24 protein-coding genes are annotated in these 23,070 nt (G+C 71.4%); 13 read left to right on the top strand and 11 right to left on the bottom strand.

The window, feature by feature from the left end; all coding sequences use genetic code 11:
• Nucleotides 1–471 precede the first annotated feature (471 nt).
• The 3 genes from AKJ13_RS28435 to AKJ13_RS28445 all read left to right on the top strand — a co-directional run bounded on the left by AKJ13_RS28435 (nucleotide 472) and on the right by AKJ13_RS28445 (nucleotide 2,038).
• Nucleotides 472–705: a hypothetical protein gene (locus AKJ13_RS28435; RefSeq protein ID WP_050736328.1), complete on the top strand. Its 234-nt coding sequence runs from the start codon at nucleotides 472–474 to the stop codon at nucleotides 703–705.
• Between the two features lie 62 nt (nucleotides 706–767).
• On the top strand, nucleotides 768–1,637 hold the full coding sequence (gene mazG / locus AKJ13_RS28440; protein WP_050736329.1) for a nucleoside triphosphate pyrophosphohydrolase: 870 nt from the start codon (nucleotides 768–770) through the stop codon (nucleotides 1,635–1,637).
• 77 nt (nucleotides 1,638–1,714) lie between these two features.
• Nucleotides 1,715–2,038 carry a hypothetical protein gene (locus AKJ13_RS28445; RefSeq protein WP_050736330.1) on the top strand — a complete coding sequence of 108 codons (324 nt, stop codon included), beginning with the start codon at nucleotides 1,715–1,717 and terminating at the stop codon, nucleotides 2,036–2,038.
• A gap of 108 nt (nucleotides 2,039–2,146) precedes the next feature.
• Here AKJ13_RS28445 and AKJ13_RS28450 read toward each other — a convergent pair whose 3' ends face one another.
• The 6 genes from AKJ13_RS28450 to pabB all read right to left on the bottom strand — a co-directional run bounded on the left by AKJ13_RS28450 (nucleotide 2,147) and on the right by pabB (nucleotide 6,493).
• Nucleotides 2,147–2,686, bottom strand: coding sequence for a ferritin-like domain-containing protein (locus AKJ13_RS28450; RefSeq protein WP_050736331.1), 540 nt, complete (start codon nucleotides 2,684–2,686; stop codon nucleotides 2,147–2,149).
• A gap of 128 nt (nucleotides 2,687–2,814) precedes the next feature.
• Entirely contained in the window at nucleotides 2,815–3,009 is a 195-nt protein-coding gene (locus AKJ13_RS28455) for a hypothetical protein (protein WP_050736332.1), read from the bottom strand.
• Between the two features lie 215 nt (nucleotides 3,010–3,224).
• Nucleotides 3,225–3,635, bottom strand: a complete 411-nt coding sequence (locus AKJ13_RS28460; protein WP_050736333.1) for a DoxX family protein — start codon at nucleotides 3,633–3,635, stop codon at nucleotides 3,225–3,227.
• On the bottom strand, nucleotides 3,632–4,495 hold the full coding sequence (locus tag AKJ13_RS28465) for an aminotransferase class IV (protein ID WP_050736334.1): 864 nt from the start codon (nucleotides 4,493–4,495) through the stop codon (nucleotides 3,632–3,634). Before AKJ13_RS28465 ends, AKJ13_RS28460 begins: the two co-directional genes overlap by 4 nt.
• Nucleotides 4,482–5,105, bottom strand: a complete 624-nt coding sequence (locus AKJ13_RS28470; protein ID WP_050736335.1) for an aminodeoxychorismate/anthranilate synthase component II — start codon at nucleotides 5,103–5,105, stop codon at nucleotides 4,482–4,484. The genes AKJ13_RS28465 and AKJ13_RS28470 overlap by 14 nt, the downstream gene beginning before the upstream one ends.
• Complete coding sequence (gene pabB, locus AKJ13_RS28475; protein WP_244471780.1) at nucleotides 5,102–6,493, bottom strand: aminodeoxychorismate synthase component I; 1,392 nt, start codon at nucleotides 6,491–6,493, stop codon at nucleotides 5,102–5,104. The genes AKJ13_RS28470 and pabB overlap by 4 nt, the downstream gene beginning before the upstream one ends.
• Nucleotides 6,494–6,872: 379 nt before the next feature.
• Between pabB and rimO the strand changes: the two genes are divergently transcribed.
• The 3 genes from rimO to AKJ13_RS28490 all read left to right on the top strand — a co-directional run bounded on the left by rimO (nucleotide 6,873) and on the right by AKJ13_RS28490 (nucleotide 9,934).
• Nucleotides 6,873–8,225 (top strand): 30S ribosomal protein S12 methylthiotransferase RimO, encoded by a 1,353-nt coding sequence (rimO, locus tag AKJ13_RS28480; RefSeq protein ID WP_050736336.1) that lies wholly within the window; start codon nucleotides 6,873–6,875, stop codon nucleotides 8,223–8,225.
• A gap of 128 nt (nucleotides 8,226–8,353) precedes the next feature.
• Nucleotides 8,354–9,436: a DNA polymerase IV gene (gene dinB / locus AKJ13_RS28485; RefSeq protein WP_050736337.1), complete on the top strand. Its 1,083-nt coding sequence runs from the start codon at nucleotides 8,354–8,356 to the stop codon at nucleotides 9,434–9,436.
• 246 nt (nucleotides 9,437–9,682) lie between these two features.
• Nucleotides 9,683–9,934, top strand: a complete 252-nt coding sequence (locus AKJ13_RS28490; RefSeq protein ID WP_050736338.1) for a hypothetical protein — start codon at nucleotides 9,683–9,685, stop codon at nucleotides 9,932–9,934.
• Nucleotides 9,935–9,974: 40 nt separating this feature from the next.
• Here AKJ13_RS28490 and AKJ13_RS28495 read toward each other — a convergent pair whose 3' ends face one another.
• The 3 genes from AKJ13_RS28495 to AKJ13_RS28505 all read right to left on the bottom strand — a co-directional run bounded on the left by AKJ13_RS28495 (nucleotide 9,975) and on the right by AKJ13_RS28505 (nucleotide 11,869).
• Entirely contained in the window at nucleotides 9,975–10,175 is a 201-nt protein-coding gene (locus AKJ13_RS28495) for a hypothetical protein (RefSeq protein ID WP_007559109.1), read from the bottom strand.
• Between the two features lie 93 nt (nucleotides 10,176–10,268).
• Complete coding sequence (gene pncA, locus AKJ13_RS28500) at nucleotides 10,269–10,895, bottom strand: bifunctional nicotinamidase/pyrazinamidase (protein ID WP_050736339.1); 627 nt, start codon at nucleotides 10,893–10,895, stop codon at nucleotides 10,269–10,271.
• Nucleotides 10,892–11,869 carry a quinone oxidoreductase gene (locus AKJ13_RS28505; RefSeq protein WP_050736340.1) on the bottom strand — a complete coding sequence of 326 codons (978 nt, stop codon included), beginning with the start codon at nucleotides 11,867–11,869 and terminating at the stop codon, nucleotides 10,892–10,894. The genes pncA and AKJ13_RS28505 overlap by 4 nt, the downstream gene beginning before the upstream one ends.
• Before the next feature lie 191 nt (nucleotides 11,870–12,060).
• Here AKJ13_RS28505 and AKJ13_RS28510 point away from each other — a divergent pair, with 191 nt between their 5' ends.
• From AKJ13_RS28510 to mfd, 3 genes are all read left to right on the top strand, one after another.
• Entirely contained in the window at nucleotides 12,061–12,357 is a 297-nt protein-coding gene (locus AKJ13_RS28510; RefSeq protein WP_007559114.1) for a succinate dehydrogenase assembly factor 2, read from the top strand.
• Nucleotides 12,358–12,372: 15 nt separating this feature from the next.
• The gene (locus AKJ13_RS28515) at nucleotides 12,373–12,603 is read left to right on the top strand and encodes a hypothetical protein (protein WP_007559116.1); all 231 of its coding nucleotides are present in this window, start codon (nucleotides 12,373–12,375) and stop codon (nucleotides 12,601–12,603) included.
• A 505-nt stretch (nucleotides 12,604–13,108) separates the two neighbouring features.
• Nucleotides 13,109–16,717 (top strand): transcription-repair coupling factor, encoded by a 3,609-nt coding sequence (gene mfd, locus AKJ13_RS28520; RefSeq protein ID WP_050736341.1) that lies wholly within the window; start codon nucleotides 13,109–13,111, stop codon nucleotides 16,715–16,717.
• Between the two features lie 44 nt (nucleotides 16,718–16,761).
• On the opposite strand, the gene AKJ13_RS28525 is transcribed toward mfd, so the two are convergent.
• Nucleotides 16,762–17,118, bottom strand: a complete 357-nt coding sequence (locus tag AKJ13_RS28525) for a hypothetical protein (RefSeq protein ID WP_144426427.1) — start codon at nucleotides 17,116–17,118, stop codon at nucleotides 16,762–16,764.
• Nucleotides 17,119–17,258: 140 nt separating this feature from the next.
• Between AKJ13_RS28525 and AKJ13_RS28530 the strand changes: the two genes are divergently transcribed.
• From AKJ13_RS28530 to AKJ13_RS28545, 4 genes are all read left to right on the top strand, one after another.
• A complete protein-coding gene (locus AKJ13_RS28530) occupies nucleotides 17,259–18,581 on the top strand; it encodes an MFS transporter (RefSeq protein WP_050736343.1) in 1,323 nt (440 codons plus the stop codon).
• Between the two features lie 264 nt (nucleotides 18,582–18,845).
• The gene (locus tag AKJ13_RS28535; RefSeq protein WP_050736344.1) at nucleotides 18,846–20,183 is read left to right on the top strand and encodes a DUF2778 domain-containing protein; all 1,338 of its coding nucleotides are present in this window, start codon (nucleotides 18,846–18,848) and stop codon (nucleotides 20,181–20,183) included.
• 214 nt (nucleotides 20,184–20,397) lie between these two features.
• Nucleotides 20,398–21,447, top strand: coding sequence for a CoA ester lyase (locus AKJ13_RS28540; RefSeq protein ID WP_050736345.1), 1,050 nt, complete (start codon nucleotides 20,398–20,400; stop codon nucleotides 21,445–21,447).
• A gap of 296 nt (nucleotides 21,448–21,743) precedes the next feature.
• On the top strand, nucleotides 21,744–22,094 hold the full coding sequence (locus tag AKJ13_RS28545; protein ID WP_082317182.1) for a DUF559 domain-containing protein: 351 nt from the start codon (nucleotides 21,744–21,746) through the stop codon (nucleotides 22,092–22,094).
• 6 nt (nucleotides 22,095–22,100) lie between these two features.
• On the opposite strand, the gene AKJ13_RS28550 is transcribed toward AKJ13_RS28545, so the two are convergent.
• Nucleotides 22,101–23,070: GlxA family transcriptional regulator (locus AKJ13_RS28550; RefSeq protein ID WP_050736347.1), on the bottom strand; the 970-nt coding region annotated here is incomplete at its 5' end.

Genomic DNA, 23,070 nt, shown 5'->3' on the forward strand with positions numbered 1-23,070 from the left:
TTTCTCGTATTCACTTGTCAAAGAGCGGAACTGACCTTCGTCAGTACCTTGAAGAGACCAGTAAACCACCGGGCTGCCCCGGTCAAGTCCTGCTGAGATCTTCAGAAAGTCCGTCCAACCGGCTCGCCGTTGCTTCGGCACCGCGTCGGGAGGCGCCGTATAGGACGCCCCGCATTCCCATGTCAACAACCCTTTTGCCGGCATTGCGAAGACGGCTCCGGCTTGTACCGGGCGGCTGGCTCGCGATTCGACTTGAGGAAATCACCGACCCGCCATGCGCAGCGTCGGCGACGATGGCACAGGTGGTGTCGGTCCTCCGGTTGCACAAGACCCGCGCTAGGGGTCTGCCCGGTGCGTGCGCGAGGGCGGCCGCCCTGCCCTTCCCTGCGGGCGCCGACGCAGGGGTGCCTGCTCCGGCCGAGGCAACGCGAAGACCGGTCGCGTCGTTGGTATCCGGATGTGAGGGCGCCCATGGCCACGATTGCGATCCTGATCGGCACGCAGGCGGGGGCGCGGCTCCTGGCCGCCACCTCGGAACGGGAGGCGGCCCTGTCGGCCGAGGCCTTCCTGCGGCGCCTGCCCGTGCGGGCGCTGCCGGCGCCGCTCTGGGTCCAATGCGCCGATCCGGGCGTCACCGGTCGCCTGACCGGCTATCTCAGCGAGTTGCAGGCCGAGCGGGTGCGCGAGCGCGACGCCCCGGTCTGACCCGAGATCTGAGCGGGGCCGCCGGATTCCCTTGCCCCGCATCCTGCTTTAACCCGCCGGGCATGAACGACGCACCCGATTCAAGCCGATCCGAGCCCCTGGCCGCCGGCGAGCCGGCCTCCCTGCGCAGGCTCCTGCGGCTCATGGCCGATCTGCGCGATCCCGAGCGCGGCTGCGCCTGGGACGTCCGGCAGACCTTCGCGACCATCGTGCCCTACACGATTGAGGAGGCCTACGAGGTCGCCGACGCGGTGGCGCGGGGCGACCGGGACGATCTGCGCGACGAACTCGGCGACCTGCTCCTCCAGGTGGTATTCCACGCCCGCATGGCTGAGGAGGAGGGCGCCTTCGCGTTCGACGACGTCGCCCGGGCGATCGGCGACAAGCTGGTCCGCCGCCATCCCCATGTGTTCGAACCGGACGGCACCCCCCTCCCCGCGGGCTCGACCCTGCGCGACCCGGCGCAGGTCGAGGCGCAATGGGCGGCGATCAAGGCGCAGGAGCGGACGGCCCGGGATCCCGGCACCGCCGAACCGGATCCGCTCGGCGGCGTCGCTCGCGCCCTGCCGGCTCTGGCCCGGGCGGAGAAGATCTCACGCCGGGCGGCGGCCTACGGGTTCGACTGGGGGGACGCCGTCCAGGTGATCGACAAGGTCCGGGAGGAGACCGACGAGGTCGCCGAGGCCCTGGCGGCCGGCGACCCGCAGGCCCTGTCGGAAGAGATCGGCGACCTGCTGTTCTCGGTGGCCAACCTCGCCCGGCATGCCGGGATCGATCCCGAGACCGCCCTGCGCGACGGCACCGCCAAGTTCGAGCGCCGCTTCGCCGCCATGGCGGAACACCTGAAGGCCGCGGGCGGTGCGCTCGGACGCTCGGATCTCGCCGCCATGGAGGCGGCCTGGCAGGCGGCGAAGCGGGACGAGACGCCGTAGCGGGCGCGGCTTTCGCCCGCATGGCTCGCCCGGACGTGAGGGGTCGACAGGTGGCGCGTCGCGCTTATCCTTCGGCCATGCGCATCCTCCTGCCCGCCCTCGCCGTCCTCGCCGCGACCCTCGCCCTCCCCGTCCGAGCCGAGACGATCGTCAAGGAACGGTTCGGCTGCCACACCCAGGAGGTCACCGACCGCCTGTTCAAGCTGGTCATGGCCGGCGATGAATCGGGCTTCGGCCAGCTCCTGAACGGCAGCCTCGCCAGCGGCGAGTGCCGGACGTGGAAGCCCGGCGAGCAGGTCCGGCTCGAGACCCGGACGATGACCTACGGGTGCCTCGCCCTGACGAGCGGGCAGGATCGCTGCTACTGGACGCCGCTCAGCGCCATCGAGACGGCGAAGTGAGATCTCGGGGGGGGGGCGCCCCAAACCCCGCCAGAGGGCTGAGCCCTCTGGGATCCCGGATCTCCAGGAAGGCGGAGGAGCGGGTCCCCTCCTCCGCCGCAGCCGTGCTCAGGCCGCTTTCTTGGGGGCCTTGCCCTTCGGGGCCTCGGCGTCGTCGCCATCGGTGCCCTCGGCGTTGATCGTCTCGGCGATCTTGGACAGCAGCGCGTCGGTCTTCTTCTCCTCCTGAAGGGTCTCGTCGAGGAGCTTGGCCGCCTCCTCGTGGCCGAGCTGGCGGGCCCAGGTCTTCAGGGTGCCGTAGCGGGCGATCTCGTAATGCTCCACCGCCTGGGCGCAGGCGGCCAGCACCGCGTCGGCGGCCGGGCTGTCGGCGAAATCCTCCAGATCCTCCTCCATCTCGGAGGTGATGCCCTGCATCGCCTCGCAGGTCTTGGCGCGGGCGGGCTTGCCGATGATCTCGAACACCTGGGTCAGGCGCTCGACCTGCTGGGCACTCTCCTCGGCATGGGTCTCGAAGGCCTGGCGCAGCTCCGGGTGCTCGGCCGCCTTGGCGGACTTCTTGAGCGCCTTCACGGATTGCTTCTCGGCGTAATAGACGTCCTTCAGGGTCTCGTAGAAGGCGTCGTGCAGCGTCTTCGGCTTGGCCATGGCGGTCTATCTCCGATACGGGCCGCGTTCGGGAACGCGGCTTCCGGACGGGGAACGCCGGTCGGGCCCGACGGGTCCGGGCGAAATCTTCGCCCTGTGGAGGAACCTTTCGGGGCGGCCGGGACCGCTCAGTCGCCCTTCCGGCCCGGGCCCGATCTCCGCGGGCCCTCGACCTTCGGTGCCCGCGATGCGGGCGCACCCGCCGGCTTGGGCCGCAGGCGGTCGAGGACGGCCTCGATGGCGCGCTCGACCTCGGCGCGCTCCGGCAGCGTGTCGGCGATCGGTGTCGTGCGGCCGGCCGCGCGGCGCTTCGTCATGTCCATCGCCCGTATCGGGGCCGGGCGACGCGATGTTCCAGCGCGTGCGGCGGCCGCGCCACAGTCTATCCGCGGCGATCCCAGGATCAAAGCCTGCCGTGAGCCTGAGATCCCGGGATCCTGTGATCACGGTTTCTCAGGCGTTGCTGGCCGCCGCGGCCGCCGTCCCGTCCCGGGCCGCGCGAATGCCGGATCGCCGGCGCGCTCGACCGGCTGTCGCCTCAGCGGCGGCGGAACGGCCAGTCGATCACGCCGCCGGCCCAGAGCGCCGCCCAGACGAAGACCGGCTGAAACGCCAGCCGGGGGCCGTGGTACCACCAGGAATCCGGGATGCCGTCGACATGGACGGCCTCGAAGGCGTGCTTGAGGTTGGCCGGGTAGACGCAGACCGCGTAAAGGGCGAGCCCGATCGCGGCCGCCCGGCGCAGCGACCGGGCCAGGAGGCCGATCGCCCCGGCGATCTCGCACAGGCCGGTGGCCAGGATCACCAGGCGCGGCGCCGGCACCCAATCCGGCATCAGCGGCAACATCGCGTCCGCGGCCACGAGGTGGACGATCCCGATGCCGACATAGATCAGGGCGAGGGCGTAGCGCAGCCGTCGGCGCCCGGTCTCAGGCGTCGGCGCGGTCATCCGACCCGGTCTTCCGCGACCCCGCAGGCGCGGGCGATTCCGGTTCGCAGCGCCGCACTCAGCCGGGCCACGGCCGGGTGGTCCGAACTGGCGAAGGCAGTGGCACCGATCGCCGTCACGGGAGCGAGGAGCCGCAGGGAGTTCGTGAGGAACACGGCCTCGGCGCCGAGCCAGTCGGGCAGGGACAGGGACTCTTCCTCCGCGCGCAAGCCGCACGCCCCGGCGAGCCCCAGTACCTCCGCGCGCACGATCCCGGCGAGCACGCCGTCGGCGAGCGGCGGCGTGACCAGCCGGTCGCCAAACAGCGCGAAGACATTGCCGGTGCCCGCGCAGGCGACGCGGCCCCGGGTGTTGCGAAACAGGGATTCGTCGAAGCCCGACGCGGCGGCCTCCCCGCCGGCTAGCACCGCGTCGAGATAGCCGAGCGTCTTCAGCCGGGCGGCGGGCGAGGTGTCGTTGCGGGCGATCCCGGTCGGCCACAGCCGCAGGGGCGCGAAGGCCGCGCCCTTGGCGCTCGGCGCCGCGGTGGCGAACAGGGTCGGCTGCGGATCCGCCGGCGGCTTCAACCCGCGCGGGCCGGAGCCGCGGGTGAGGGTGGTGCGGATCGCCAGCCGGTCAGCGTCCCCCCTGCCCTGTCCGGCGAGAGCCCGCATAGCCGCGCGGATTCCGTCCGCCTCGGCGGGGATCCCGAGGGTCTCCGCCCCGGCGACGAGCCGGGCGATATGGGCGTCCTCAAAGGCCACCCGGCCGCCAAGCGCCAGCGCCGTGTCGAACAGGCCGTCGCCGAGGGTCAGGCCGCGATCGGTGTGGTCCAGGGGCGCCCGTGTTCCCGGAACGATCGTCCCGTCACGCCACAGCATCGTCGCGCCCGTCCTGTTGGCCCCGCTGATCCCGCCACGCGCGGGCCAGGCCCAGAAAATTGGCGAACAGGGCGTGGCCGCCCTCGGTCAGCACCGATTCCGGGTGGAACTGGATGCCGTAGGTCGGGTGGGTCCGGTGCGAGAGCGCCATCACCTCGCCCTCCTGTGAGACCGCGTCGACCGAGAGATGCTTGTCCATGTCGGGGCCGGGGGTGACCACCAGCGAGTGGTAGCGGCCCACCGGCATCGGCGCTGGAAGTCCGGAAAACAGCCGCTCGCCCCGGTGCTCGATCGGCGTCGCCTGACCGTGCAGGGGACGCTGCGCCCGCTCGACCGTGCCGCCGAAGGCCGCGCCGATCGCCTGGTGGCCGAGGCAGACGCCGAGGATCGGCACCTCGCCGGACAGGTCGCGGATCGCCGGCAGGGAGATGCCGGCCTCCGCGGGGGTGCAGGGGCCCGGCGACACCACCAGGGCGTCGGGGGCGAGCGCCCGAATGCCGGCGACGTCGAGCGCGTCGCTGCGCACGACCCGGACCGTCTCGCCCAGCTCCTCCAGGTAGCGGACGACGTTGAAGACGAAGGAATCGTAATTGTCGAGGACGAGGATCATGCGAAGGCCTCGAACACCCGCGCGGCCTTGGCCAGGGTCTCGTCGTATTCCGGGCCGGGCTCCGACAGCAGGGTCACGCCGCCGCCGGCCTGCAGGACGGCCTGGCTGTCGTCCATGAACACGGTGCGGATCGCGATCGAGGTGTCGAGCGCCCCGTCGAAGCCGATCCGGCCGATGGCGCCGCAATAGAGCTCGCGGGCATCGCCCTCGATCTCGGTGATGATGTCCATGGCGCGGATCTTCGGGGCCCCAGTGATCGAGCCCCCGGGGAAGGTGCCCTCCAGGAGGTCGAGGGCGTCGAGCCCGTCGCGCAGCGTTCCGGTCACCACCGAGACGAGGTGATGGACGTTGGCGTAGGTCTCGAGCCCGCACAGGGTGGGCACGGCGACGCTGCCCGGCGCGCAGACCCGGGACAGGTCGTTGCGCAGCAGATCGACGATCATGACGTTCTCGGCCCGCTCCTTGACCGAGGCCAAGAGCGCCTCGGCCGCCGCCCGGTCGGCCTCCGGATCGTCGAGCCGGCGGGCGGTGCCCTTGATCGGCCGGGTCTCGACGTGTCGGCCGTCGAGCCGGATGAAACGCTCGGGCGAGGACGATGCGACGGTCAGCCCTTCGAGTTCCAGATAGGCCCCGAAGGTCGCCGGATTGGTGGCGCGCAGGCGCCGGTAGAGCGCGAACGGGTCGAAGCCCGCCGGCAGGTCGGCGCTGAAGCGCTGGGCGATGTTGGCCTGGTAGATGTCGCCGGCCCGGATATAGGCGCGGACCTTTTCGACAGCCACTTCATAAGTTTGCCGGTCGAAGTTCGAGCGCCACGCGAGGTCTTTTGCGGCCCTCGGCGACGCTTCTTCCGGCGGGATCTCGGTGCCGAGCCGGTCGGCGAAGGCGGCGAGCCGCGCCTCCGCGCGCGCCTGCCGGGCCGCCGGCTCGGTCTCGGGGAAGCCGGTGGCGACCAGCCGGCAGGTGCCGGCGGCGTGGTCGATCACCAGCACCGTGTCGTAGAGATTGACAGCGATGTCGTCGGTGAGCCCCGCCCGCCGGGCAGGGGCCGCGACCCGCTCGAGCTGCGCCCCGAGATCGTAGGCGAGGTATCCGATGGCGCCCCCCGGGAACGGGGTTTCAGGATCGGGCTCGACCCGGTAGGGGGCCAGGCAGGCCCGCAAAGCCGCGAACGGCCCGCCCTCGACCGGGCGCCCGTCCAAGGTCGCGCGCCCGTCGCGAAACCGGAAGCGCGCGAACGGGTCGGCGGCCACGATCGAGTGCCGGCCGAGCGCGTCGTGCCGCATGGCGCTGTCGAGGAAGGCGAGATCCGGCAGGAGCCGCAGCCGGGCGGCGGCCGCGACGGGATCGATGACGGGGATCTCTCGGGTCCAGATCTCTTGGGTCCACATGACCGGGTTCGGGCTGATGTCCTGAGGGCACGCGCCCTGCGCGCTGCCGTTGCACAGGCGATGCCGCGGGGAAAGCGGCAGTTCCGCGCAAGGCCGCGCCCGTCGAGGGCGGTCGGGACCCGCCCCGGGCGTGGGAGAAGGCCGGCAGGACCTGATGTGGGATCTCAGGAGCCGCCGGCAAAGCCCTGCAAACAGCCAAGTTTCGATCGTGGCGTCAGCTTCCCGCACCGGGCCGGGCACCCCTGCGGCGGCCGGTCTCGCGCGAGCGCGTTAGAACCGCTATAGGGCGCGATCCCGAACGCCCATCCGCGCGCTCCGTGCGACCCGATCCACCGGCTGCACGCGAGGGTGGCGTCCGACCCGTCTTCCGAATGCGACCATGACCGCAACCGCCACGCCCGCACCTCAGGGGGCTACCCCCGGGGCCGCCCCCAAAATCTCGTTCGTCTCGCTGGGCTGCCCCAAGGCCCTGGTCGATTCCGAGCGGATCCTCACGCATCTGCGCGCGGAGGGCTACGAGCTGGCCCGCCGCCACGACGGGGCGGATGTGGTGATCGTCAACACCTGCGGGTTCCTCGACTCCGCCAAGGCGGAGTCGCTGTCGGCGATCGGCGAGGCCATGGCGGAGAACGGCCGGGTGATCGTCACCGGCTGCATGGGCGCGCAGCCGGAGGAGATCCGCGAGAAATACCCCGACCTGCTTGCGGTCACCGGGCCGCAGGCCTACGAATCCGTGGTGGCGGCGGTCCACGAGGCGGTGCCCCCGGCCCACGACCCGTTCCTCGACCTCGTGCCGCCGCAGGGGATCAAGCTCACCCCGCGCCACTACGCCTATCTGAAGATCTCGGAGGGGTGCAGCAACCGCTGCAGCTTCTGCATCATCCCGTCCTTACGCGGAAACCTCGTCAGCCGCCCCGCCGCCGACGTGCTGCGCGAGGCCGAGAAGCTGGTCAAAGCCGGCGTGAAGGAGCTGCTGGTCGTCTCGCAGGACACCAGCGCTTACGGTGTCGATGTCCGCTACAGTGAGAGCCCGTGGCGCGACCGGAGCGTGCGGGCGAAGTTCTACGACCTGACCAAGGAGCTCGGCGAGCTCGGGGCCTGGGTGCGGCTGCACTACGTCTACCCCTACCCGCACGTGGACGAGGTCATCCCGCTGATGGCCGAGGGCAAGATCCTTCCCTACCTCGATATGCCGCTCCAGCACGCCAGCCCCGCGGTGCTCAAGCGGATGCGCCGGCCCGGCAACCAGGAGCGCCAGCTCGACCGGATCCGCAGCTGGCGGCAGACCTGCCCGGATCTCGCGATCCGCTCGACCTTCATCGTCGGCTTCCCCGGCGAGACCGAGGCCGAGTTCGAGGAGCTGCTGGCCTGGCTGCAGGAGGCCAAGCTCGATCGCGTCGGCTGCTTCGAATACGAGCCCGTGGCGGGCGCCACCGCCAACGCGCTGGGCGACCTCGTGCCGCCGGCGGTGAAGGCCGAGCGCAAGCGCCGGTTCATGGAGACCCAGAACGGCATCGCGCTCCGGTTGCAGCGGGCGAAGGTCGGCAAGCGGCTGGCCATGATCGTCGATTCCGTCGAGGGCGGGATCGCCAAGGGCCGGTCCAAGGCCGACGCCCCCGAGATCGACGGCACCGTCCACGCCGCCTTCCGGCGCCCGGTGCGCCCCGGCGACATCGTCACCGTGAAGATCGACCGGGCCGACGCCTACGACCTCTACGGCAGCGTGACCTGACTTTTTTCGGACCTGGTCTTCGGATTTGGCGCGATCCCCTGTGCGCCATCGGGCCGGACCGGTTGACCCGGCATCCGGCCAGGGTGTCTGGAACAGATCAGGAACTCGAGCCGGACCCCGAGGCGGCGATGGATTCGGAGGTCGCGCTCCGCAAGATCATCCATATCGACATGGACGCGTTCTACGCCTCCGTGGAGCAGCGCGACGATCCCGCCCTGCGCGGGCTGCCGCTCGCCGTGGGCGGCTCCCGGGAGCGGGGTGTGGTGATGGCCGCGAGCTACGAGGCGCGCCGGTTCGGCGTGCGCTCGGCCATGCCGTCGGCCACCGCCGGGCGGCTCTGCCCGGACCTGCTGTTCGTGAAGCCGCGCTTCGAGGTCTACCGGGCGGTCTCGGAAGAGATCCGGGCGGTGTTCGCCCGACACACGCCGGTGATCGAGCCCGTGGCCCTGGACGAGGCCTATCTCGACGTCACCGAGAATCTCCTGGGCCTTCCCACGGCGACGGCTGTCGCCAAGGCGATCCGGGCCGAGATCCTGGAGCGCACCGGCCTCGTCGCCTCGGCCGGGGTCTCGTACAACAAGTTCCTGGCCAAGGTCGCCTCCGATTACCGCAAGCCCGACGCCCTGTTCGTGATCACGCCGGCCATGGGTCCGGATTTCGTCGCCGCCCTGCCGATCGGCCGGTTCCACGGGGTCGGGCCGGTCACCGAGGCAAAGATGAAGCGGCTCGGCATCGAGACCGGAGCCGATCTGCGCGCCTGGGATCTGGAGCGCCTGCGCGAGGCCTTCGGGTCGGCCGGGGCCTATTACCACGCGGTCGCCCGCGGGCTCGACATGCGGCCAGTGCGCGCCCACCGGGTGCGTAAGTCGATCGGGGCTGAGACCACCTTCTCGGAGGACACGGCCGCCTTCGACGTCCTGGCGGCGCGGCTCGCGCCGCTGTTCGACAAGGTCTGGGCCGGGGCGGATGCCAAGGGGATGCGGGCTCGGACCGTGACCCTGAAGCTCAAATTCTCGGATTTCGCGCAGGTCACCCGGGCGAAGTCGCTCTCCGTCCCGGTGGCCGACCGGGCCGCCCTCGAGCGAATCGGCCTGGACCTGCTTGCCGGCCTGTTTCCCCTCCGGCGCAGCGCGCGGCTGATCGGGATCGCGCTCTCGGGCTTTGAGCACGGGGAGGAGGCGGAGCCGCTGCAACTCGGGCTGGGGCTCTAAGGCGCGCGTCCGGGCCGTCGGGACCGGAACGATGCGCCGGGTTCCCGGTGTCGCATTATCCTTTTTCCCGAGGGCCGGACACCACCTTTCGGAATGATGCTCCGATCCGTCGCAGGCGCACCATGGCGCTCTGCCGCGTCCAGTGTGCGGTGCCACACGTCGACTGCGGCTTGGCAACCACAGATGGGGGGCATCCCGTGCGGTCGGGGATCGCCCGAACCGTGCCCGAATCAAAGGATCCGCCCCATGTCGAAGCCCTTGTCCCTGGCCCTGACGGCAGCTCTGCTGCTGAGCGTGCCGGCGGGCACCGCCCGCGCCGACAACACCACGTCGTTCGGGGCCGCCAATGCCGCCCTCCTGCGGGGCTACACCGCGAGCCCTCCGCAGCTCTACGTTTCGTCGGGCAGCCCGGGCTACGGCTTCCTGAGCGACGGGACCGCCCCCACCGATGCGATCACCGCGCCGCAGCGGCCGAGGGTGCCGGCTCGCGCCCGCTGACGCGAAGCGGCCCGGGCCAAGCAGGCCCGGGCTTCCTAAATCAGGCGTTCTTGCGCGGGCGATGGTTCGGGTCGATGCCGCCGTCCGGCTTGGTCTCGTTCTCGACGTCGCCCTCGAAGGTCGAATCCGCCTCCAGGTCTTCCGGGTCGGCGCCGCTCATGCCCTTGGACGTCCCGATGCCGGGATTGCCCTTGAGGTCGGCGTCGGTCGGGGTTTCGGTCTTCGGGTGCTTGGATGACATCGCCTGACTCCTGTCGGGTTCCGGAGCCGGGCCAACGCGTCGGGCTCCGGGCGGTCGCCCACCGCGCATGCGGCGGTTCGCCTCCCGGGGCGTTCAGGTGATCGCGTCCGAGCCGATCCGTCGCACGCCGGCCGCCGTCATCCGGGTCCAGGCCGCTTCGACCGACCCGTCGAGGTCGATCCCGCGCACCGCATCCACCACCACCCAGACGTCGAAACCCGCCGCGCGGGCATCGAGCGCGCTCCAGAGCACGCAGAAATCGGTGGCGAGGCCGCACAGGACGACGCGGGAGATGCCGCGCTCGGTGAGCGCGCCGGCCAGTCCGGTGCGGGTGGTGCGGTCGGCCTCCAGGAAGGCCGAGTAGCTGTCGACGCGCGGGTCCAGGCCCTTGCGGACCACCAGGCTCGCGCGGTCGGTGGCTAGCCCCGGCGCGAAGCCCGCGCCCGGGCTGCCCTGGACGCAGTGCCGGGGCCACAGCACCTGCGGGCCGTAGGGCAGCGCCACCGTCTCGAACGGGGCCCGCCCGGGATGGGTGTCCGCGAAAGAGACGTGGTCGGCCGGATGCCAGTCCTGCATCAGCGCCACGTGCCGGAAACGGTGCTGGAGCGCGTTGACCGGCCCGACCACCGCGTCCCCGTCCGGGACGGGAAGGGCCCCGCCCGGCAGGAAATCGACCTGCACGTCGATGACGAGGAGCAGGTCGGTAGCGCCGGGTGTCACGGCAGCATCACGATCGAGCCGGTGGTCTCCCGGCCGGCCAGGTCCCGGTGCACCTGCTGCGCCTCAGCGAGCGGGTAGGTCGCGTTGACGGCGATCTTCACGGCGCCGTCGCCGACCACCTTGAACAGGCGGGCGGCCGCCTCCTCCAGGGTGGCGCGGTTGGACGAGAAGGTCGCCAGCGTCGGCCGGGTTACGTAAAGCGAGCCGCGCGGGGCGAGCAGGCCGAGGTCGAGCCCGGTGATCGGCCCGGAGGCCGAGCCGAAGCTCGCCAGCAGGCCGAGCGGCGCGAGGCTGTCGAGCGAGCCCATCAGGGTCGCCTGGCCGACGCCGTCATAGACCACCGGCACGCCCTTGCCGTCGGTCAGCTCGCGCACCCGCTTCGCGACGTCCTCCTCCCGGTAGAGGATGACGTGGTCGCAGCCGTTCTGCTTGGCCAGCTCCGCCTTCTCGGGGCTGCCGGCGGTGCCGATCACCGTGGCGCCGAGATGCTTGGCCCATTGGCAGGCGATCAGGCCGACGCCGCCGGCGGCGGCGTGCCACAGGATCGTGTCGCCGGGCTTCACCGCGTAGGTCCGGTGCAGCAGGTACTCGGCGGTCAGGCCCTTGAGCATCATCGCGGCGGCGGTCTTCTCGTCGACGCCGTCGGGGATCGGCACCGCGGCGGCGGCCGGGATCACCGCCTCCTCGGCGTAGCAGCCATCCGGCACCGAGCCGTAGGCCACCCGGTCGCCGGGCTTGACGTTCGAGACCCCCTCGCCCACCGCCGAGACGGTGCCGGCGCCCTCCTTGCCGGGGGTGTAGGGCATGTGCGGCGACTTGTAGGCGCCGGTGCGGAAGTAGATGTCGATGAAGTTGACGCCGATGGCGGCTTGGCGGACCCGGATCTGCCCGGGGCCGGGCTCGGCCAGGGGCACGTCCTCGAACTTCATCACCTCGGGGCCGCCGTACTCGTAGACCCGGATCGCCTTCGGCATCGTCGTACTCCGCTCAAGCCCCGTTGCGCCGGGACGTCGCGGACTCGAGATAACGGAGCACCCGCCGGAGGCAATTGCTTTTTGCCGTTCGCCCTGCGGTTGCGACCCGATCTGAAACCCGAATCCTGGATCCGGCGCCCCGCGCCGCCTATCTTGGTCCCGCCTATCCTCCGACCGGAAGTCGCGAAACAATGTCCGGCACCACCCGCACCAGCGCCGACCTCGATCCGCGCCGCCGCCGCCTCCTGTACCGGTCCTGGCACCGGGGCATCCGGGAGATGGACCTGATCATGGGCCGCTTCGCCGATGCCGAGATCGGGACCCTGTCCGAGGCGGAACTCGACCAGTTCGAGGCGCTGATCGAGGTGCCCGACCGCGACCTGTTCAAGTGGCTCACCGGCGAGGCCGAGACGCCGTCGAACTACGACACGTCCGTCTGGCGCCGCGTGCGCGCGTTCCACCGGCACGACGCGCCGATTCATTCCTGAGAGCGAAAGCCCGCGATGGACGAACCCAAGCCGACCTACGACCATCCCGCCCGCTCGATCGCCACCGAGCTCGTGGTCCGCATCATGCTGGAGATGATGGAGCGCAGCGACCCGGCTTTGCGTGCCGAGATCCTGCGCCAGGCCACCGGCCGCGCCGCCGCGATGACCGAGGGCATGCCCAACGCCGACTTCTTCCGCGGCCGGGTCGAGGCCGCGCTGGCGGAGATCGTCGGACCCGACGCGTAGGGGTGGCGCTCAGCGACTCTTCCCGCCCGCCTGCGGTGCCGCAACGCAGCGCTGCAGCCTGCACGCTCTCTCATAGAGCGACCGCCGACACAGGGGCGCGCCTTTGAGCAGGCCACGGCGTTACAGGTGACGGGAGAGGGAGCCCATCGCGGCCTGCAAGAATGGGAGCGCCTCAAACCTCCAGCGCTCGATCCCTTCGTCCGTCAGGACCGCGAGCCTGACGCGGGTTGCTTCAAGCGAATGCTGGCCGGAACGCGCCACTGGGATGGTATGGCGGGTTCCCCTGCGATCGTCCGGCGCGGTGAAAGTGCCGCGCCCCGGCAGGCGGGCGCTTCCCGGAATCGCGGGGGCACACGCGTTCCCTGCTGAAGCACCGCCGCCATATTAGACACCGTCAGCGACCCCAACGCCGCCGCCGGGATGCTTTATCACGACGGCTCAATGGGCTAACGCCGGCCCGCGTCAGCCCTCCCTGTGCCCGGCGGGACTCCCCGCGAAAGACCCGATGGCCAAGCCCCAGCCGAAATCCTCCCCGAAGCCCCCTGCCGCCGCCGCCAAGCCCCAGGTCGCGCGCTTCGCGCTGCCGAAGTCCTCGGCACTCGCGCAGGTGCTCGAGGCCCTGAAGCGCGGCGACAGCCCGGTCCTGGCGAACGCCCCGGAGGGGTTCGACGCCCTGGCGGTGGCCGATCTCGCCCGGGCCCTGGCGCCCACCGTCGATGCGCCGGCGGTGCTGGTGCATGTGGCGCGCGATTCCGGGCGCTCGGCGGCGTTCCAGTCGGCGCTCGGCTTCGTCGCGCCCGAGATGGACGTGATGAACCTGCCGGCCTGGGACTGCCAGCCCTACGACCGGGTCTCGCCGACCACGGCCACGGCCGCCGCCCGGATGACCGCGCTCGCCCGCCTCGCCCGGACCCGCTCCGCCGAGGACCGCCCGCGCATCCTGTGCACCACGGTCAACGCCCTGGTGCAGCGGGTGCCGCCCCGGGGCCACATTGCCAAGGAGGCGTTCTCGGCCGCGATCGGCAACGTCGTGGCGATGGACGACGTGGTCGCCTGGGTCGAGGCCAACGGTTTTCTGCGCACGGGGACGGTGCGGGATACGGGCGAGTACGCGGTGCGCGGCGGCATCCTGGACCTGTCGCCCCCGGGCCTGCCGGCGCCGATCCGCCTCGATTTCTTCGGCGACACCCTCGAATCGATCCGCGCCTTCGACCCGGAGACCCAGCGCACCACCGGCCAGCTGCGCTCCCTCGACCTGATGCCGATGAGCGAGGTCCAGCTCACCACCGAGACGATCCGGCGCTTCCGCCAGGGCTACATCCAGAGTTTCGGCGCTGCGACCCGGGACGACCGGCTCTACGAGACCGTGAGCGAGGGGCGGCGCTATGCCGGCCTCGAGCACTGGATGCCGCTGTTCTACGACGGGCTCGACACCCTGTTCGACTATCTCGGCGGCGTGCCGCTGGTGTTCGACCCGCAGGTCGAGGACGCCGCCGCCGAGCGGATCAGCCTCGTGCAGGATTACTACCAGGCCCGCGAGGGCGCGATGAAAACGCCGCAGGCCGGCGTCGCCCCCTACAAGCCGCTGCCGCCCCGTGCCCTCTACCTGACCCCGAACGAGCTGAAGGAGCGGATCGCCGCCGCCACCGTGGCGCGGCTGACCCCCTTCGCCCAGCCGGATTCGCCCGAGCGTGCCGTCATCGATTGCGGCGCCAAGGCCGGGCGCAACTTCGCCCCGGAGCGCGCCAACGAGAGCGCCAGCGTGTTCGACGCGGCGGTGGCCCATATCCGCGACCTCCAGGGATCCGGGCATCACGTGATCCTGGGATCCTGGTCCGACGGCTCCCGCGACCGGCTCTGCGGCGTGCTCACCGACCACGGCCTGAAGAAGCCCGTGGCGATCACCCGCCTGTCGGACGTCTACGCGCTCAAGCGCGGCGCCGATTCCGCCGTGGCGGTCTGGGGCCTGGAGGCGGGCTTCACGGTGGGCGAGCTCGCCGTCGTCTCCGAGGGCGACATCCTGGGCGACCGGCTGGTGCGCCAGAAGCGCAAGGCCAAGCGGCCCCAGGACGTGATCCTGGAGGTGCAGGCGCTCCAGCCCGGCGACCTCGTGGTCCATGCCGATCACGGCATCGGCCGGTTCTCCGGCCTGAAGACGATCCATGCCGCCGGCGCCCCGCACGATTGCCTGGAGCTGAGCTACACCGGCGGCCTGCTGCTGCTGCCGGTGGAGAATATCGAGCTCCTGACCCGCTACGGCTCGGAGGATTCCGAGGTCGCCCTCGACCGGCTCGGCGGCGGCGCCTGGCAGGCCCGCAAGGCCAAGATGAAGCGCCGCATCCTCGAGATGGCGGGCGAGCTGATCAAGGTCGCGGCCCAGCGCTTCGTCCGGAAGGCGCCGGTGCTCAAGGCGCCCGAGGGGCTCTACGGCGAGTTCGCCGCCCGCTTCCCGTTCGAGGAGACCGAGGACCAAGCCAACGCCATCGACGCGGTGCTGGACGACCTCAATGCCGGCCGGCCGATGGACCGGCTGGTCTGCGGCGATGTCGGCTTCGGCAAGACCGAGGTGGCTCTGCGCGCCGCCTTCGCGGCGGCGATCGCCGGCAAGCAGGTGGCGGTGATCGTGCCGACCACCCTGCTCGCCCGCCAGCATTTCCGCACCTTCGCGGAGCGCTTCAAGGGCCTGCCGGTCCAGGTCGCCCAGCTCTCCCGGTTCGTCTCGGCCGCCGACATGAAGCAGGCCCGGGCCGGGCTCGCCGACGGCACCGTCGACATCGTGGTCGGCACCCACGCGCTGCTCGCCAAGAACATCGCGTTCAAGGATCTCGGCCTGATCATCGTCGACGAGGAGCAGCATTTCGGCGTCGCCCACAAGGAGCGGCTGAAGGCGCTCCAAGCGGATGTCCACGTCTTGACCCTCTCGGCGACCCCGATCCCGCGCACGCTCCAGCTCGCCATGACCGGCGTGCGCGAGCTCTCGATCATCGCCACGCCCCCGGTGGACCGGCTGGTGGTGCGCACCTTCGTGACGCCGTTCGACCCGCTGACCATACGGGAGGCGCTGCTGCGCGAGCGCTACCGCGGCGGCCAATCCTTCTACGTCGTGCCGCGCATCGAGGACCTGGCGGAGGTGAAGAAATTCCTCGACGCCGAGATGCCGGAGATCAAGGTCGCGATCGCCCACGGCCAGATGGCGGCGGGCCAGCTCGAGGACGTGATGACCGCCTTCTACGAGGGCAAGTTCGACGTGCTGCTCTCGACCACCATCGTGGAATCGGGCCTCGACATCCCCACCGCCAACACGCTGATCGTGCACCGGGCCGACATGTTCGGCCTGGCCCAGCTCTACCAGCTGCGCGGCCGGGTCGGCCGCTCGAAGGCGCGCGCCTACGCGCTGTTCACGACCCCGGCCAACCGCCAGCTCACCACCCAGGCCGAGCAGCGGCTCAAGGTGCTGCAGAGCCTCGACACATTGGGCGCGGGCTTCCAGCTCGCCAGCCACGACCTCGACATCCGCGGCGCCGGCAACCTTCTGGGCGACGCCCAGTCCGGCCACATCAAGGAGGTCGGCTACGAGCTCTACCAGCAGATGCTGGAGGACGCGGTCACGGCGCTCAAGGCCGGCATCGAGGACGTGCCCGAGGAGGCGTGGTCGCCGACCATCGCGCTCGGCGCCCCCGTGACCATCCCGGAGACCTACGTGGAGGATCTCGGCGCGCGGCTCGCCCTCTACCGGCGGCTCGCCACCCTCCAGGACGATGCCGAGATGGAGAGCTTCGGGGCCGAGATGATCGACCGGTTCGGGCCGCTGCCGCCGGAGGTGGAGCAGCTCCTCAAGATCGGTACGATCAAGATCCTGTGCCTCAAGGCCAATGTCGAGAAGGTCGAGGCAGGCCCGAAGGGCGTGGTCGTCCACTTCCGCGACAAGTCCTACGCCAACCCGCAGGGGCTGGTGGCGTACGTCGCCGAGCAGGCCTCCTTCGCCAAGGTGCGGCCCGACATGAGCGTCGTGTTCGTGCGCGAGCTGACCACGATCCCGGCCCGGCTCAAGACCGCCACCGAGGTGCTGCGCAGTCTGGTGAAGATCGCCGAGCGGGGGAAGAAGGCGGCGTAAAGAACCGTCGAAAGCTCAGCCGAATCGTGAGCGCCAGGGCGTGCTTACACCGGCTTAAGCAACTCGATCGCGTCTTCAGTGAACTCGATTTGCCCGTTCCAGTAGCTGATGAGCACGTCGCGATTCAGGTCCGCCCAGGCCTGCAAGCGGGCCTCGTCGGCGGGATCGAGGCGAGGGCCGTCCGTATGCCGGAAGGGCCGCACTTGATACGATCCCATCTGATCGGGCTGGTGGACGCGCGGTCCGTCCGACACTTTCACGCGTGCGTCGTGCCGAGCGCCGGCCTTCTGCGAGATGAACACGACGAACGGTAACCCGGTGGTCTTCGAGCGCAGGTTCGCCATGCCATACGTGGCCTGTCCTTGGACCTCGGTGGCCGTGAGGAGTGTGGGGGCGTCCATGTCGACCTCCGTCGCCATCCTCTCATTGAGCCGATCATACAGCGTCGCACGCGCTCTGTCGTAAAGGGGATCGCGGGGCGCGACCGTTGCACACGCGGCCGATCTCTGTTCCTTCCTCCAGCAGCTCAGGAGACGCGTGGATGGCAAACCCAGCGCAGGCCACCGGCGCGTCAGACTCGGAAAGATCCGAAAAAAACGCCTTCCTCACGCCCTTGTTCACCGACCGGCGCGTCGCCGCGGTGCTCGGGCTCGGCTTTGCGCAGGGCATCCCGTTCCTGCTCGTCTACGCGACGCAATCGGCCTGGCTGGTCCAGGCCAAGGTGCCGCTGGCGACGATCGGGCTGATGAGCGAGCTGACCATCGCCTACAAGCTCAAGTTCCTCTGGGCGCCGTTCCTCGACCGCCACGACGCGCCGCTCATCGGCCGTTGGCTCGGGCGCCGCCGCGGCTGGATCGTCGCCGCGCAGATCCTGGTGGCGCTGGCGCTGGCCGGGGTGGCCTTCGGCGACCCAGCGCATTGGCTCGCCTGGACGGTGGCGTTCTCGCTGGCGCTCGGGGTGGCGGGGGCGACCCAGGACGTGGTGATCGACGGCTGGCGCATCACCGCCGCGCCGCCCGAGCGGCAGGCGCTGATGTCGTCCTGGTCGGAGATCGGCTACCGGATCGGCAACCTCGCGGCCGGGGCGGGCGCCCTCTACCTGTCGGACGCCTATGGCTGGCGCGCCGCCTACCTGTGCATGGCCGCGCTGATGGCCCCCGGCACCATCGCGGCGCTCCTCGCGCCCGAGCCCCCCGCCCCCGAGACGCCCGCCACCGGCGGCTTCGTCGAGACCGTCTGGGCGCCGATCCGCGACCTTCTGGCCCGGCTCGGGCCGCTGGCCGTGCCGGTTCTGGCGCTGGTCGCGGGCTTCCGGATGCCCGGCTACGTGTCGAACGCCATGGCGATCCCGCTGTTCAAGACGCTCGGCTACACCAACACCGACATCGCCACGGTGACCAAGCTGTTTGGCTTCTGGATCGCGCTCGGCGGCACCTTTCTCGCCAGCGCCATCATCCCGCGGATCGGCATGATGGCGAGCCTCCTGATCGGCACCGTGGCGGCCTCGGCCTCGCATCTGGCGCTCGCCTATCTCGCCTGGCACGGCGGCCATGGCGGGGCGGCGTTCTGGACCTTCGCGGCGACCGTCGGGATCGACGGCTTCGCCTACGCCTTCGCGTCGATCGTGCTGATCACTTACATGTCCCGCCTCGCGGCCACCGAGCACGCGGCCAGCCAATACGCCCTGCTGACCTCGCTCTGCGCCTTGCCGGGCAGCCTGCTCGCCGGGCTCTCGGGCTTCGTCATCGAGCAGACCGGGTTCACGTGGTTCTTCGTCGGCACCGCCCTGATCGGCGTGCCGGTGGCCCTGCTCTGCCTCCTGGTCGCCCGGCGGCACGGGCCCATGGAGGCGCCGGCCGCGTGAGCGCGCCGGTCCTGCTCAGTCTTCGCAGGCCGCCGACGGGTGTTCGAGCGGTTGTTCTGGAGTTCCCGGCGGCGTCGACGGGTGTTCCAGGCCGGCCCGCCGCGCCGCGTCGGTCTTTAGCCAAGATTAACCATGGGGATGCCTAATGGGCTGGACGGTTGATGTCCTCCCCAGACGGGCAACCCAGGCCACGTGCGCGGAAAAAGCCTCCGCGGGCGAACGGCGACGGCTGCCGGGTGGGGAAGCGCGTACGCGAGTTCCCGCATGGCCCAGGTTGCGTATTCCCGACCCGCGTACCGCGACGCGGCCCCGATGCCGGCTTTTGCCCCGGCGCCCTATCCGCGCCTGGCCTACGAGGCGCCCGACGCGCCGCCGACCCGGGCCCCCTACCCGAGCGCCATGCGGCGGGCCCGCCGCCGCGCCCGGCTGACGGCGCTGATCTCGCTGGCCGCCCTGTCCATGGCCGGCTGGACCGTGCTGACCCTGCCGCACGGGCTGCCGATCAGCTGGAACCCGCCAGCCCCGGTGGCCGAGGCGCAGCCCGCCCCCGAATCCCGGCCCGCGCCGCGGCCGAGCATCGCCTGGATGCTCGATCCGAGCCCGGCGCTCGGCTCCGGCGCCGCCACGGCCTTCGGGGCGCCGCCCCCGACCGCATCCTTCCAGGTCGCGATGGCCGAGCCGTCCCCGGCCGTCCAGGAGATCGCCCGGCGGGTCGCCCGGAAGGTGGTCCAGGCCCGGATGGCATCGGTCGAGCCCGCCCCGGCCCCCGTCGTGCAGGCCCCCATCGTCCAAGCTCCCGCCATGCAGGCCCCGCTCGCGCAGGCCGCCGTGCCGCCCAGGGCGGCCGCGCCGGTCCGGGTCGCCGCCGCGGAGCCGACGCCCGCGGCCCTCGCGCCGAGCCTCGTCCCGCTGCCGGTCGCCCGGCCCTCCGAATTGCGGCGCCCGGCCGTAGCCCCGGCGCCCCGGGTGGCGGCCCGCGCCCTGCCCCGCACCCGCGACGTGTTCCGCGCCGCCATGGCGGAGGAGCCGTCCTTCCTCGAGAAGCTGTTCGGCGTCGGCGCCGCCGCGCCCCGTGCCGAGTCGCGCCAAGCGCTGGCCTATGCCAGCCCGGACGCCCTGCCCCAGGAGGCGCCGCGCACCCGGATCAGCGCGGCCCCGGAATCCGTGGCCGGTACCGCCGTCTACGACATCACCGCCCGCACCGTGACCCTGCCCTCCGGCGAGGTGCTGGAGGCCCATTCCGGCCTCGGCGAGGCCATGGACGACCCGCGCTACGTCCACCTGCGCATGCGCGGCTCGACGCCCCCCGGTACCTACGACCTGACCGAGCGCGAGCGCCTGTTCCACGGGGTAAGGGCGATCCGCCTCAACCCGGTGGGCGGCAGCCGCGCGATCCACGGCCGCGACGGCCTGCTTGCCCACACCTACATGCTGCGCCAGCCCGGCGCCTCGAACGGCTGCGTCTCGTTCCGCGACTATAACCGCTTCCTGCAGGCGTTCCTGCGGGGCGAGGTCCGGCGCCTGGTGGTGGTGGCCGGCAGCCGGGGCGACTTCTTCGGCAGCCGCGTCGGGATGGTCGATCGCCCGGGCCGGCGGGGCTGATCTGAGGTTCGCCGGATAGAGCGGAGCGCGTATCGGCAAGTCCGCGCGGCGCTCGAGCGAAGCTGAACGCCGCCGCCCCGAAAGGATCGTGTGGAGTTCGGATGAGGCGGGGCTGCCCCGAAAGTCCGAGGCTGCCCGCACGGCCCGCGCCTTTACGCGCCCGCCCAAGCCTGCCTTAACGGGGCCAGACGCCAGCCCTGACAAGAGGCACCCGATGAAACTGCCCCGCCGCTTCTTCCAGCCCCTCGCCACCGGCGCGCCGGCCCCGTTTCGCGAGCTGCCGGTGCGGCTGGAGCGGATGATCCACTTCGTCCCGCCCCACAACGACAAGGTCCGCGCCCGGGTGCCCGAGCTCGCCGGCACCGTCGATGTGGTGCTGGGCAACCTGGAGGACGCGGTCCCGGCCGACCAGAAGGAGGCGGCCCGCAAGGGCTTCGTCGCCCTAGCCCAGGCGACCGACTTCGCCGCCACCGGCACCGGCCTCTGGACCCGGATCAACGCCCTCAACTCCCCGTGGATCTTGGACGACCTGTTCACGATCGTGGCCGAGGTCGGCAACAAGCTCGACGTCGTGATGGTGCCCAAGGTCGAGGGGCCCTGGGACATCCACTATGTCGACCAGCTGCTGGCCCAGCTCGAGGCGCGCCACGGGGTGACCAAGCCGATCCTGATCCACGCGATCCTCGAGACGGCCGAGGGCGTGGCCAATGTCGACGCCATCGCGTCGGCCTCGCCGCGGATGCACGGCATGAGCCTCGGCCCGGCGGATCTGGCGGCCTCGCGCGGCATGAAGACCACCCGGGTCGGCGGCGGCCACCCGGATTACCGGGTGATCGCTGACCCGGCGGGCGACGCGCCCCGGGCGAGCGCCCAGCAGGATCTCTGGCACTACACGATCGCCAAGATGGTCGATGCCTGCATGGCCAACGGCCTCAAGGCGTTCTACGGCCCGTTCGGCGACTTCTCCGACGGCGATGCCTGCGAGGCGCAGTTCCGCAACGCCTTCCTGATGGGCTGCGCCGGCGCCTGGACGCTGCATCCGAGCCAGGTGGCGATCGCCAAGCGGGTCTTCGCCCCCGACCCGGCCGAGGTCGCTTTCGCGGCCCGCATCGTCGCCGCGATGCCCGACGGCACCGGCGCGGTGATGCTCGACGGCAAGATGCAGGATGACGCCACCTGGAAGCAGGCCAAGGTCATCGTGGACCTGGCCAAGCTGGTCGCCGCGAAGGATCCGGATCTGGCGGCGGTGTATCAGCTGGGGTAGCGCGCGGGGGGCGATGCGCGCCATCCGGAATCCAAGGCCGACACGGCCCGGCGATACTCGTTCAGAAGGAGGCGCGGGTCCCCTCTCCCGTGCGGGAGAGGGACAGGGTGAGGGGACAGGTCTTTCCGGATAGGACAGGTCCCTCACCCCAACCCTCTCCCGCACGGGAGAGGGGGCGCCTCGCGGTTTTCAGACATGAATGCGCCTCCAATCCGCCTATGGAGGCGAGAGCACCCGCACGCGTGAGAGCGCGGTATCATCCGGTCGATTCGGTGCCGTGCCGTTGAGACGACCCGGTGAGCAAGTCGATCCCGCGTGCCCGCCATCTCCGCCGGAACCAGACCACCGCCGAGGCCAAGCTCTGGCGCGTCCTGCGGAACCGTGCGCTCAACGGCTGGAAGTTCCGCCGCCAGTATCCGATCGACCGTTTCATCGTCGATTTCGCCTGTTCGAGGCGAGGCTCGTGGCGGAAGTCGATGGCGCAACGCATTCGACCGGGCGAGAGCGTCTCTACGACGCGGCGCGCACGGATTATCGAGGCCTGCGGTTTTGCCCTGCTGCGCATCCTGAATGCCGACATCCACCAGGATCTCGACGGTGTGCGCGAGACTGTCTGGGCTGCCCTCCCGTCCGGCGATCCGGTGTGACGCCCCTCACCCCCCGAACCGCGCCCGATAATCCTGCGGCGTCGCCGCGACGTGCCGCAGGAAACTGCGCCGCAGGGTCTCCTCGGAGCCGAAGCCGCAGGTCCGGGCGATGCGTTTTACCGGCTGCGCGGTCTCGGCCAGCGCCCGCCGCGCCGCCTCGATCCGCAGGCGCTCCACGGCCTTGGCCGGGGTCAGTCCGGTCGCGTCCCGGTAGTGCCGGCTGAGGCTGCGTTCGCTCATCCCGGCGGCCTCCGCCAGGACCGGGAGCGACAGATCGCCCGCCAGGTTCTCGGCGATGAAGGCGTGGAGCGCCCCGAAGCGGTCCTCCGCGGCCTGCAGGGCCAAGGCCGCGCTGAACTGCGCCTGCCCGCCGGGGCGCTTCAGGAACATCACGAGGTGGCGCGCCACCGCCAAGGCGAGGTCGCGGCCCAGATCGGCCTCGACCAAAGCGAGCGCTAGGTCGATCCCCGCGGTGACGCCCGCGGAGGTCCAGACCGGGCCGTCCTGTACGAAGATCGGGTCGGGCTCGACCCGGGCCAGCGGGTAGCGCCGGGCCAGCGCGCCGCAATGCTTCCAATGGGTCACGGCCCGCCGCCCGTCGAGGAGCCCGGCGGCCCCGAGCAGGAAGGCACCGGTGCAGACCGAGGCGACCCGGCGCGCCCGCCCGGCCCGGTTCCGCGCCCAGCCCACCAGCGCCGGGTCGGCGCAGGCCGCCGTGACGCCGGGACCGCCCGCGACGATCAGGGTGTCCACCGGCGCGTCGCGACCCGGCAACGGATCGGCCACCAGCCGCAGCCCGGCCGAGGCGGTGAGCGCCCCGTCGCCGGCTGCGATCACCCGCGGCGCGTAGGGCGCCGCCCCGCCGCTCAGGTCGTTCGCCGTGGCGAAGACCTGAAGCGGCCCGGCCACGTCGAGGAGTTGCACCGCCGGGAAGGCCAGCAGCTCCACGGGACGCGGTGCCTGTGGCGGGGAACGA

Source organism: Methylobacterium sp. ARG-1, from assembly GCF_001262595.1.
Classification (GTDB): Bacteria; Pseudomonadota; Alphaproteobacteria; order Rhizobiales; family Beijerinckiaceae; genus Methylobacterium; species Methylobacterium brachiatum.